The sequence below is a fragment of the Hymenobacter latericoloratus genome, from assembly GCF_014199535.1.
Classification (GTDB): domain Bacteria; phylum Bacteroidota; class Bacteroidia; order Cytophagales; family Hymenobacteraceae; genus Hymenobacter; species Hymenobacter latericoloratus.
In genome coordinates this window covers 1,091,541-1,102,942 of record NZ_JACHNV010000002.1, presented here as the reverse complement: position 1 = coordinate 1,102,942, position 11,402 = coordinate 1,091,541, and the positions used below count along the sequence as shown (strand labels likewise).

The 11,402-nt window shown below is 61.4% G+C and carries 8 protein-coding genes and 3 tRNA genes; 4 read left to right on the top strand and 7 right to left on the bottom strand.

Translation table 11 applies throughout. The features are described 5' to 3' along the window. Positions 1-426: 426 nt before the first annotated feature. From GGU46_RS10285 to GGU46_RS10270, 4 genes are all read right to left on the bottom strand, one after another. Positions 427-1,371 carry a glycoside hydrolase family 16 protein gene (locus GGU46_RS10285; RefSeq protein ID WP_183403418.1) on the bottom strand — a complete coding sequence of 315 codons (945 nt, stop codon included), beginning with the start codon at positions 1,369-1,371 and terminating at the stop codon, positions 427-429. A 207-nt stretch (positions 1,372-1,578) separates the two neighbouring features. Beyond that, positions 1,579-1,652 (bottom strand) — tRNA-Arg (locus GGU46_RS10280). Positions 1,653-1,699: 47 nt separating this feature from the next. Next, a tRNA-Pro gene (locus GGU46_RS10275) sits at positions 1,700-1,773 on the bottom strand. Between the two features lie 90 nt (positions 1,774-1,863). Beyond that, positions 1,864-1,951 (bottom strand) — tRNA-Ser (locus tag GGU46_RS10270). A 192-nt stretch (positions 1,952-2,143) separates the two neighbouring features. Here GGU46_RS10270 and GGU46_RS10265 point away from each other — a divergent pair. The 4 genes from GGU46_RS10265 (at position 2,144) to GGU46_RS10250 (ending at position 7,106) form a co-directional block, all read left to right on the top strand. Then, positions 2,144-3,127: a VWA domain-containing protein gene (locus tag GGU46_RS10265; protein ID WP_183403417.1), complete on the top strand. Its 984-nt coding sequence runs from the start codon at positions 2,144-2,146 to the stop codon at positions 3,125-3,127. Continuing rightward, the gene (locus GGU46_RS10260; RefSeq protein ID WP_183403416.1) at positions 3,124-4,089 is read left to right on the top strand and encodes a hypothetical protein; all 966 of its coding nucleotides are present in this window, start codon (positions 3,124-3,126) and stop codon (positions 4,087-4,089) included. The genes GGU46_RS10265 and GGU46_RS10260 overlap by 4 nt, the downstream gene beginning before the upstream one ends. A 138-nt stretch (positions 4,090-4,227) precedes the next feature. Beyond that, positions 4,228-5,409: an acetyl-CoA C-acyltransferase gene (locus tag GGU46_RS10255; RefSeq protein ID WP_183403415.1), complete on the top strand. Its 1,182-nt coding sequence runs from the start codon at positions 4,228-4,230 to the stop codon at positions 5,407-5,409. A 248-nt stretch (positions 5,410-5,657) separates the two neighbouring features. Beyond that, positions 5,658-7,106, top strand: coding sequence for a toxin-antitoxin system YwqK family antitoxin (locus GGU46_RS10250; RefSeq protein WP_183403414.1), 1,449 nt, complete (start codon positions 5,658-5,660; stop codon positions 7,104-7,106). Positions 7,107-7,255: 149 nt separating this feature from the next. On the opposite strand, the gene GGU46_RS10245 is transcribed toward GGU46_RS10250, so the two are convergent. From GGU46_RS10245 to GGU46_RS10235, 3 genes are all read right to left on the bottom strand, one after another. Then, positions 7,256-8,554, bottom strand: coding sequence for a sensor histidine kinase (locus GGU46_RS10245; protein WP_183403413.1), 1,299 nt, complete (start codon positions 8,552-8,554; stop codon positions 7,256-7,258). Between the two features lie 97 nt (positions 8,555-8,651). After that, positions 8,652-10,034 (bottom strand): sigma-54-dependent transcriptional regulator, encoded by a 1,383-nt coding sequence (locus tag GGU46_RS10240; protein ID WP_183403412.1) that lies wholly within the window; start codon positions 10,032-10,034, stop codon positions 8,652-8,654. Between the two features lie 146 nt (positions 10,035-10,180). Continuing rightward, positions 10,181-11,374 (bottom strand): ABC transporter permease, encoded by a 1,194-nt coding sequence (locus GGU46_RS10235; protein ID WP_183403411.1) that lies wholly within the window; start codon positions 11,372-11,374, stop codon positions 10,181-10,183. Positions 11,375-11,402: the final 28 nt, after the last annotated feature.

The window sequence follows — 11,402 nt, the reverse complement described above, 5'->3', positions numbered from 1 at the left end:
CAGCGCTTAGTGCGTAAGTAGGCAAAGATACCGAAAAAATTCGGTTTTTACCAGCGGGAAGGCCGATTTGCCACCCCTCCCAAGCCCGCTGCTCCTCTGCCCGCGGCCGGGTCTTGGGGGCAGGCCTGACCGCTTCGCAAAACCTATACGTTCCTCAACCGGGACACGCTGATCTTTAACGGCTTTGATTCTGAACCTGGCTCTTAATCGGGCCTGGCAGCTTTGAATGCCACAACACAACAGCCTCCTGCTTAGCGGCAGCCCCAAGAGACGGGAAGCGCAGCTGCTATGCTTCCCTGCCGGACCAGAGCAGATTCCCTCACTACCCGCGCCAGCCCCCGTGCTACCAACAGGCTACCCGGCACAACCAGCGGGCCGCCTGGTGCGGCAGCGAGCCCTTGTTTCCGCCCGCCGACGCGAAATGCCTTAGTTGGTTGTCTGTTCAGGCTTGCGGGGAGATCTGGCCCGGGATGCCGGTTTCTCTTTGAATTTCCACACCCTGATATAGTCTATAACCATCTCGCCGCCAGCAAAGGAGGCATCGGCCTGCGTGGCCACGTTCACAATCAGCCGGGCGGTTTGATTGTAGGTAACCACTGCGGTGCGGGGTACGGAAAGTATTTTCCGGTCGTTGAAGTAGAACGTAACTGCCTCCGGCGTCCATACCGCACCGTACACGTTGAACTCGGCGGCCAGGTCCTTTCCCCGCTTGCGCATTTTGGTGCCTTTGGTCCAGCAGTCAACGCCCGTGGCGCAGCTATCCCGCCGGGACCAGTCCAGCACGCCCATTTGCCACTCCCGAGCCGGATTATCATTCAGATTGTCAATAATGTCTATCTCGGTGCGCGGGGCATTTAGCCAGAAGGCCGGTGCTATACCCCGTCCGCTGGCCGGGAGCTTGCAGCGAATTTCGAACAACCCGTACGTAAAGCCCTCAAACCGGTGGGCCTGCGCATCGGCCGGAGCAATAGGGTCGCCTTTCATCCGGGAAGTCAGCTTGCCCGAAGCATAAACAATGTCAGTCCGCCCTGCCCGGGCATTGGCGGTATCCCGTTCGGCCTGGGTGAGCCTGGTGGTTTTTATCCTCAGGAAGCTACCCGGCGAAACGGAGCCATCGGGCAGCGGCAGGCCGTCGGGTAGCAGTTCAAGCTGGGCCGGCACGTAATATTCTGAGCCGTTGCCGATGGTTGATTGCGGATGGTCAGCTACCCACCGCCGCTGAAACTCCGCATCGGCTGGGGAGCGGTAAGCAAACTCCTCTTCGAAGAAGGGCAATGACTGAAAATCATTCCGGTTTAGCCGGCGCTGAGCGGTTGCCTGCGTGCTCACACCCACCCAAATACTTAGCAGAAACACACGACTTATTTTCATATAAAACCGGTAAACGTTGCCCTGTCAGTGGCGTGGCCGTTCCCTGGATCAGAAGCCAGGTGGCTGGCGAGGCCGCCGGCGCTTCGGGCAACGGGCGGCGGTACCAGCCGGGTAGCAGCCATCCTGCCGTTTCAACTCCGGCGCCGCGGCAGGATTCAATAACGAAAAAGCCACTCAGCGCATACGCTAAGTGGCTTATACTTGATGTGGCCCCGATGTGATTCGAACACATGACCGGCTGCTTAGAAGGCAGCTGCTCTATCCAGCTGAGCTACGGGGTCAAAAACAAATAGCCGCCCGCCCCAGAGGCGGGCTGACGGCTATCAAGTCGGGGTGGCAGGATTCGAACCTGCGGCCTCCTGCTCCCAAAGCAGGCGCGATACCGGGCTACGCTACACCCCGGAATGAATGAAGAATTAAAAACGAAGGAATTAGAATTGGCGCTAGTCCAATTCTAATTCCTTCGTTTTTAATTCTTCATTCAGAAAAACGCGGAGAGGGGGGGATTCGAACCCCCGGTAGCCTTTAGAGCTACGGCAGTTTAGCAAACTACTGGTTTCAGCCACTCACCCACCTCTCCAGGTAGAACACCTTTCCGGCTGAAAGGTGTGCAAATATACAAGCAGAATGGAGAATCAAACCCTTTTCAAAAAAAATATCTTCCATCTTGCTGCTTCAATAGCGGGCTGTATGCGCCGTTTTAGGCCTTTCCGGGCTCAACTTTACCTTGCCTGTGCATGGCTTGTATTTTGAACGCTAAGAAGTTACCATAGTGCTGAACTGGGCGTATCCGCTGGGCTGGCCTGAGGGGCTGGCGGCAATTATTTTTTTTCTGCTTTACCTGGGCTACGCGCTCCGCACCCGCCGGCTGGCCGCCCCGCTGGGGCAGCGCGGCTGGGCTCTGGGCTGGAAATTGGTTTTGCGGGTGGCCTACGTGGGCCTGCTGGGGGCGGCGCTGCTGGGACCGGCCTACGGCATTACGCAGCGCCCCGTCCGGACGGCGGGCAAGGATGTGTGGCTGCTGGTGGACCTCTCGCGCTCCATGGACGCCGTGGACGTGGCCCCCTCCCGCCTGCAGAAGGTAAAGCAGGAGCTAACGACTCTGGTCAATCGGTTTCAGGCCGACCGGCTGGGCCTTATCGTGTTCGGGAGAGAAGCCTACGTGCAATGCCCGCTTACCTACGATCAGGCGGCCCTGCAGCTGTTTCTGAGTACGCTGCAAACGTCGTTGGTGCCGGCGGGCAGCACCGACCTGGCCGCGCCGCTGGAGTTGGTGCTCCGGCGACTGGAACGCTCTCCGTCGGCAGCGGCGGAGGCTCTGCCCCGCGCCGTAGCTATTGTATTGGTAACTGACGGCGAGGACTTTGGTGAAAATCTGGAGCCGACCACGCGGATTCTGGCCCGCTCGGGCACGCGCGTGTTTCCGATGGGCGTGGGCACCGCCGAGGGCAGCCGCATTCCGCAGGCCGGTGGCCGGGGCTACGTCCGGGATGCCCGCGGCCGGGAAGCTATAACGCGCCTGGTGCCGGCTCCCCTGCGCCGCCTGGCGGAGCAAACCGGCGGGCAGTACTTTGAACTTACGGACCGGCGCAACGAGTTTCCGTTGCTGCTGAATGCCCTGAACCGCCTGGAAGGACAGGCCGAGCAGGTGCGCACTGTTTCGGTAGCCGACAACCGCTACCGCTACCCCCTGGTGCTGGCGCTGCTGCTGCTGCTGCTGGATGTGGTAGTTACCGTAAAAGTGATTCGGCCGTGAAAAATATAGTAGTCGGCAGCCTGTTGCTGCTCAGCACCTGGGGCAGTCTGACCCGCATCCACGACCGGAACGAAGCCATCCGGCAGGGAGCGGCGGCCTATGCCCAGGGGCGGTATGCCTTGGCGGCAACCGCCTACCGGAGAGCCGCCCTTAGCCTCGGGGCCCGCGACGAGGCCGTGTGGCTCAATCTGGCCCATGCCACGGCCCGGGCCGGCCGGGCCGCCGAAGCGCGGGGCTACTACAGCCGACTGGTTACCAGCAAAGAGGCCGCGACCCGAAGCGTGGCCCTCCAGCAGCTAGCCGCTTTGGCGGCGGCCCAGCACGACTATGCGCAGGCCGTCGGCCTCCTACGACAGGCCCTGGTAGCTAACCCTGCCAACGCCGACGCCCGCTTCAACTATGAAGTGCTGCGCACCTTCCTCTCGCACCGGGCTCCTACCCCGCCCCCACCGGGCTCCGACGGCAGCCCTGGCTCCCGCAAGCCGGGCGAAAGCGCCCCCCAATCCCGCTCCGGAGCGGATAATCCAGGTGAAGTTGCCGACCCAACTCAGCAGCAAGATCCGCGCGCTACCCCGCAAACCCGCCCCGACCTGGCTGGCCAGGCCGACCCGAACCGTCCATCTTCCCGCCCCGGCACTTCCGCGGCGGGCAGTTTACGCCCGGGGCAGGGGCCGGAGCGCAGCGTGGCCCAGGGTAGTGAGCCGGGGTCGGTTCGGGGCCTCAGCGACTCTGAAACGGGAGCAGAGGCCGCTACTGGCGCCAGCCGCCGGGCCGGAACGGAGGCCGCTACCAACGCGGAAGCTAACATCCAAACGCAGCGGGCTCGTTTGCAACAGATGAACCTTAGTCCGGGGCAGGCGCGGCAGCTCCTGGAAGCATTGCACGCCTCCGAGCAGCAGTACCTGCAGCAGTTACCCCGCAAAGCCACCCAATCGCAACCGCAGGGCAAGCCTGGCTGGTAAACAACCCACCCGGCTGGCAGTTCTTCTGGCCACGACGCTTACGCTACCCGCGGGGGTAGCAACAGGGTTACCCTTCTCCCCTATCGGCCGAATTTCTACCTTTACCTCACCAAGTAACCAACCCCACCCAACCTGTTTATGCAAATCAAAGAAGTAGTTATTGTTGCGGCTGTGCGCACGCCAATCGGCTCGTTCGGGGGTAGCCTCGCCTCCTTGTCGGCCACGGAGCTGGGCGCCATTGCCCTGAAAGGTGCGCTGGAAAAAGCTGGCGTTGAGGGTAAAGAAGTGGACCAGGTGATTATGGGCAACGTTATTTCGGCCAACCTGGGCCAGGCTCCGGCCCGCCAGGCGGCCAAGAAAGCCGGCCTGCCCGATACCGTGGAGTGCACCACTGTGAACAAGGTGTGCGCCTCGGGTACCAAAGCCATCATGTTCGGGGCCCAGGCCATTATGCTGGGGCAGTCGGAAGTAGTACTGGCCGGCGGCATGGAAAGCATGTCGAACGTGCCGTACTACCTCGATAAAGCCCGTTTCGGGGCCAAATACGGCCACGGCCAGATGATTGACGGCCTGATGAAAGACGGCCTCTGGGACCCCTACCACGACTTCGCTATGGGCGTAGCCGCCGACCGCACGGCGGCTCACTACGGCATTACCCGCGAGGAGCAGGACGCCTTTGCCCAGCAGAGCTACGAGCGCAGCGCCGCCGCGGCCCAGGCCGGCAAGAAGAAGGACGAAATCGTGCCCGTAACCATTTCGGTGCGCGGCAAGGAAACCGTTATCAGCGACGACGAAGAGTACACCAAGGCCGATTTCGCCAAGTTTGCCAGCCTGAAGCCCGCTTTCGGCAAGGAAGGCACCGTAACCGCTGCCAACGCTTCTACCCTCAACGACGGCGCGGCCGCCGTGCTGCTGATGAGCCGCGAGAAGGCCGAGGAGCTAGGCGTAAAACCCCTGGCCCGCATCCGGGGCTTCGCCGACGCCGAGCAGGCCCCCGAGTGGTTTACTACCTCCCCGGCCCTGGCCATTCCGAAGGCGCTGAAACACGCCGGCCTGGAAGCCAAGGATGTCGATTTCTACGAAATCAACGAGGCTTTCTCGGTGGTTTCGCTGGCCAACAACAAGCTGCTGGAGCTGGAAGGCACCAAGGTAAACCCCTACGGCGGGGCCGTGTCGCTGGGTCACCCGCTGGGCGCTTCGGGTGCGCGCATTGTGACTACCCTGGTAAACGTGCTGCACAACGAAGGTGGCAAGATTGGGGTAGCCGGCATCTGCAATGGCGGCGGCGGCGCCAGCTCCCTCGTGGTCGAGAAGCTGTAAAGCGCGGATTGTACAGATTGATTGGATTACGCGGATTTCGGTGACGAAAACAAGCGGCTGATTTTACGGAGGCCCTGCTGCATCTTTTTTTGCGGCAGGGCTTTTGTTTGGGGGCTGGGTTGGCTGGGCGTTGGTGGGCATACCGGGGAGAATAAAAGAGCTTCATCCGGGGTAGTAACCCGATGCCCCTACCCCCTCTGCTGGCTCTAACCCGAAAATACTTTCTGATTTACCGCGTTCTTGCGCCTATGAAACGACTTACCCTTGCGCTGCTACTGCTTGCTTCCACGGCTGCTCAGGCCCAGAAGCTGCGGCGCCTCACTACCTACTTCGATTCTACCAACACCCGCAAGCGCGAAGTTTTTTCGGCTCTGGTGGGGGCCGATACCGTGATGCAGGGCCTGTATAAACGGTTTTACTACTCCGGCAAGCTGGAAGCCCAAACCCGCTACACCGACGGCAAGCGCGACTCGGCCTACGTGGAGTTTCACCCCACTGGCGGGCGCCGCCTGGAGGTAACCTACCAGCAGGGCGTGCGCCAGGGCCCGTTCAAAACCTACTACGACAACGGTAAAGTAGCCCAGGAGGGCACCTACGAGGACGACCAGCCTACCGGCGCACTGCGCTACTACCACCCCAGCGGCGAGGTAAAGCTGGAAACCACCCTCAGCGCCGGCCAGCCGGCGGGAGCCATCCGGGAGCTGTATCCCTCGGGCAAGCCACGGGTGGAAATCACCTACCTCAACGGCCAGGCCAATGGCCCGGTGAAAACGTACTACGAAAACGGCCAATTGCAGAGCGAAGGGGTGTTCAGCAAAGGCCTGCTGGCCGGCCCCTATAAAACCTACTATGATAACGGGCAGGTAGAAACCGACGTGCAGGCCGATAAGTCGGGCCGGGGCACGTACCGCAGCTACTACCGCTCGGGCAAGCTGCGCACCGAAGGTACCTACGCCCCCGCCACGCTGGTGGGCCGGGCCGTGAAAAACCCCCTGGCCGACGACCTCACCAAGCAGGCCAAAAACCTGGCCGGCGGCACCAGCAACCTCGATGGGCCCGCGAAATCCTACTACGAAAGCGGGGCCGTGAAAAGCACCCAAACCTACCGCCAGGGCGTGCTGGTAGGCACCCAGCAGGATTATTACGAGTCGGGAAAGGTGCAGCAGAAGATAGAGTACGCCAACCAGGGCCGCGACCGGAAACTGACGGGCTACTACGAGGACGGCCTGCCCAAGGAGGAGCAGCAGTACAAAAACGGCGTGCCTGTGGGGTTGTGGCGCACGTTCCACCCCGGCGGCAAGCAGGTGCAAAAGCAGGAAACCTACCTGAACGGCAAGCTGGCCGGCGAACAGCTCACCTACTACCCCACCGGCACATTGCAAAGCAAGCTCACCTACGAAAACGGCAAGGCCACCGGGCTGGGCCAGGAGTACTACCCCTCCGGCAAGCTCAAAGCCGAAACTACCTACGTGAAGGGCCTAAAGATGGGCCCCTACCGCCAGCTGCGTGAAGATGGCACGCCGGAAGTAACCGGCGCGTTCCGCAACGGCAAGGAAACCGGCGTGTGGAGCTACTTTGAGGCGGATGGCAAAACCGTGCGCGAGAAAAAAACCTTCCGCAACGGGCAAGCGGCACCAGCCGGCGCGCCTACCCCCGCTCCCGCCCGCAAACCTGCCGCGCCGGTGAAGCGGAAATAGTCCTCCTGCTGGGTTGCAGGGCGCGGGCTTGCCCCCGCCCGCCATTGAATAAAAAGAGTAATTGGCCGTGAATGGCAAGGAGGTGGCACCGTTTAACGATAAACTACCTGGCGTTCCGTGCAACGGCGGGCGGGGGCAAGCCCCGCGCCCTACAACCGAATAGTAAAGGCGGTGCGGCCGTTTTCCTGCGTTTCCAGACTGAAGGCGAAGCCGTGCTGCAGCAGGATGTCGCGCACCAGCGTCAGGCCAATGCCTCGGCCGTCGCGCTTGGTGCTGAAGAAGGGCGTGAACAGGCGGCGCTGCACCTCGGGCGCAATGCCGGGCCCGTCGTTTTCTATGATGATCTGCGCGGGTTTTCGGGTAGTTCGGACCCAGATATTTCCGTTTTCCCCAATGGCCTCCTGGGCATTTTTGCAGATGTTCACTAGCGCCTGCTCCAGTTGCACGGGGTCGAGGGCCAGCACCAAATCATCGGGAGCCAACTCCCAGTGCCACTGCACCCGGCGGCGCTCGGCCTGCACGTGCAGCAGGCGCTCGGTGGTCCGCAGCAGTTCGTGCACGGAAGTGGGCTGGGGCTGGGGCAGCGGCAGGCGCACCAGGTTGGCAAAGTTGGCAATGAAGTTAGCCAGGTGGGTGTTGCGGCCAATGGAAACGTCGAGGGCCTCCGTGAAGTCGGCTTGATCGTCGGGGCGGAGCTGGGGGGCGTAGTAGTGGAAGCTCTGCAGGATGGAGTTGATGGCGCCGATAGAGTTATTGATTTCGTGCGACATCATCCGGATCAGCTTCTCATACGCCTGCTTTTCCTGCCGGATCAGATCCTGGGTCAATTCCTCCAGCACAATGAAGCGGCGGGTAAACCCTCGGTCGATGAACTGGGAGCAGTGGGCCCGGTAGGTTTGAATGCCCGAGAGCTGCACTACCTGCGGGGCCTGCTCCGTAAGGGCCGACAGGGTAGCGCCCCAGTCGCCGGGCAGGTGGGCCGGATTCTGCCCCAGCAGCTCCGGGGCCCCTACCCCCAGCATCCGCTCGGCGGCAGGGTTCACCCCCTCAATCTGCCCATCAAAAGACAGCAGCAGCACCCCGGCCGGGGAGGCCTGAATTAAGCTTTCGAGCAGGTAGCTTTTCTCGTGCTGCGTTACGCGCTCCTTGCGCAGCTCGTCAATCATGTGGTTGTACACATCAATGAGCTGATCCATCTCGCGCTGTCCCACGGGTACAAACTTCATCGTGAAGTCTCGGGCCCGAATGGCCTCGGTGCCGGCCGCAATCAGCTGAAACGGCCGTACAAAGCCCCGGTACAGCTGTATTGTCAGGATGATACTAGTTAGCAGCAGCATTTCCAGCCCCACGAACAAAGGCGCATTGGTGCGCATTACCTGCCCCGCCAGCACGATGAGCACAGCATGAATCAGGGTGACGAAGAGCAGAAACTTGACGCGTAGGGTCATGCAGAAAAATAGAAAACGGCAAGGTAGCCGCTGGCGGCAGACTTCTGGCCAAAGATTAGGTGTCTGCAGCCAGGGATGTACCACCTATTCCTACCCCCTACTCCACGTCAAACGGAATAGCGTACTTTTCCAGGCGACGGTAGAGGGCGCCCCGGCTCAGGCCCAGGGCTTTAGCAACGCGGCTGATATTGCCGTTATAGTGCTCCAGGGTGCGCCGAATCATTTGGGCCTCCAGCTCGTCCAGGGTGATGGTGCCAGGTTCAGGCAGCTCGCCGGTTTCGGCGGGGCGCGGGGGGTGGCGCTGAAACTGAGCCTGGAAATCTTCGGGGCCCAGCTCGTCTTTGCCGCTGACCAGCACGGCCCGCTCCACCAGGTTTTTCAGCTCCCGAATATTGCCCGGCAGGGGCTGCTCCTGCAGCCAGTGCTGGGCCCGGACGCCTACTTTCAGGGCCGGGCGGTTATACGTAGCCCGCAAGCCATCCACGAAGTGCTGCACCAGCAGCGGAATATCCTGGGGCCGCTCGCGCAGGGCCGGCAGGCGCACGGTAATCAGGTTGATGCGGTAAAACAAATCCTCGCGGAAGCGGCCTTGCTGCACCATGTCGGCCAGGTTGCGGTTGGTGGCGCAAATTACCCGGATATCGAGGCGGCGCGGCTTGCTGTCCCCGAGCACCTCGTAGGTGCGGTCTTGCAGCACCCGCAGCAGCTTTACCTGGCTGCTTAAGTCCAGCTCCCCGATTTCATCCAGAAAGATGGTGCCGCCGTTGGCCAGCTCGAAGCGGCCCACCCGGTCGGTTTTGGCGTCGGTAAAGGCCCCGCGGCGGTGCCCGAACATTTCACTCTCGAACAGGCTGGCTGAAATACCACCCAGGTTCACCTTCACGAAGGGCTGGCGGCGGCGCTGGCTGTTCTGGTGCACGGCCTCGGCAATCAGCTCCTTACCCGTCCCCGATGCGCCCTCGATGAGCACCGAGGCATCCGTGGCGGCTACCTGGCCTACGTTGCGCAGCACCTGCAGCAGACGCGCATCCTGGCCCACAATATCCCGGAAATTATACTGCTTATCGAGCTGGCGGCGCGAGAAGGCAGCGGGGTCGGCTTCCTCGTCGGGCTCGTGCAGGGCCAGAATAGTGCGGATGGTCTGGAGCAGGGAGTCGTTGTGCCAGGGCTTGGTAATGAACTCAGCGGCGCCACCCTTCATGCCCTCCACCGCCAGAGCAATGGAGCCCCAGCCGGTAATCAGAATGACGGGCATGGCCGGGGCTAGCTGCTTGAGTTGCCCGAGCACGCGCAGCCCATCATGGCCACTGGTGTCCAGGGAAAAGTTCATATCCAGCAGCACCAGGCGGGGCGGCGCCTCTTGCACCAGGCGCAGGGCTTCGGCGGGCGTGGCCACACTCTTGGCGGGGTAGCCGGCCTGCTTTAGCAGCAGCCCCAGCGAGGTACGCACCGCTATATCGTCGTCAATAATCAGTATCATAGCTCAGGGAGGCGAAGGACGGAAATTGGGGCAGAAAAGAAAACTTTCCGCTGAATGTCGTGGCTTCGCTGGTGCCCCCGCCCCCATCTGTTCCTACCGGGGAGGGGTTGGGGCGGAAGTACGAGGTAGCAAGCCTAAGTTTCCCCCTACTCTTCGCGCAGGGCAACGGCCGGATGAATACCGGCGGCCTGCCGGCTGGGCTGGAACGCGCAGATGGCCGTGAGCAGAAAAATCAGAGCGGTAGCCAGTATCATGGCCATAAAGTACACCGGCGCGGGCAGGCCAAACACGCCCAGCAAAGGAAACTGCACTGCCAAGGCCCAACCGCCGATAACGCCCAGGGTAGTCACCACCAGCATTTCGCCCAGAAACTGCCCGCTGATGGCGTTGCCGGTGGCGCCTAGGGCGCGCCGCAGCCCGATTTCCGATTTGCGCTGGCTGATGTTGAACCACAGCACCCCGAACAGGCCCAGCGCCACGTTCAGAATCAGGAATACGCCTACCATACCCAGGGCAATGAGGGGCGTCATCACGAACTTCATTTTATCCTTGCGGTTCTCGGCCAGGGTGTTCACGTTAGCATCCCAGCCTTTGGTTACGGCCTTGATTTTGCGGACCAGCTGCTGCTCCAGCACGGCGGCGCTGCCGGGCTGCACGCGCACCAGCAGAATAGGTTGCTCCGTGTTGCCTAACCGGGCCGTATTCTGCAGCGCCCGCCGGGAGAATAAGGCTGGTTCGTTGGCGGCGAAGTCGCTGCCGGAGCGGTAGGCCTCCACTACCCCTACTACCTGCCATTCCTCGTCGTGCTTCTCATTGGTCATTACTTTACCTACCGCCGACTCCTGCCCGAACATCTCTTCCGCAAACCGCTTATTTACTACCACGTGGTGGCGCGACGAGGCATCGTCGCGACGGTCGAACCAGCGGCCGGCTACCACGTTCAGGCTCAGCACCTTTGCCATGTCATCGTCGGCATCGTAGAACTCCGTCAGGGGCGCCTGCTTGTCTTTGTAGAGATACTCATCGGTATTCATGTTGCTGAACGAAAACGGCGTATTGTCGCTGGTCCAGGTAACGGCGGCCACGCCGGGCGTGGCTTTCAGCTCCTGCACCAGCCGCTGCAGGGTTTCCTTGCGGTCAATGGTGTCCTGGCCTGGGTTTACATCAAACTGCCACACATTATCGGAGGCAAAACCCATGGGCTGGCGGTAGTTGTAGTAGTTGTTCACGAGCAGCACGCTTACCACAAACAGCACGAAAAACGACAGCAGAATTTCGGCCATCAGCAGGAAATTGGACCGCTTCCGGTTCCAGATCAGAGTAAACAGGTGACGTATCATAGGGATTCTGCTTTTTACACCGTGGGCT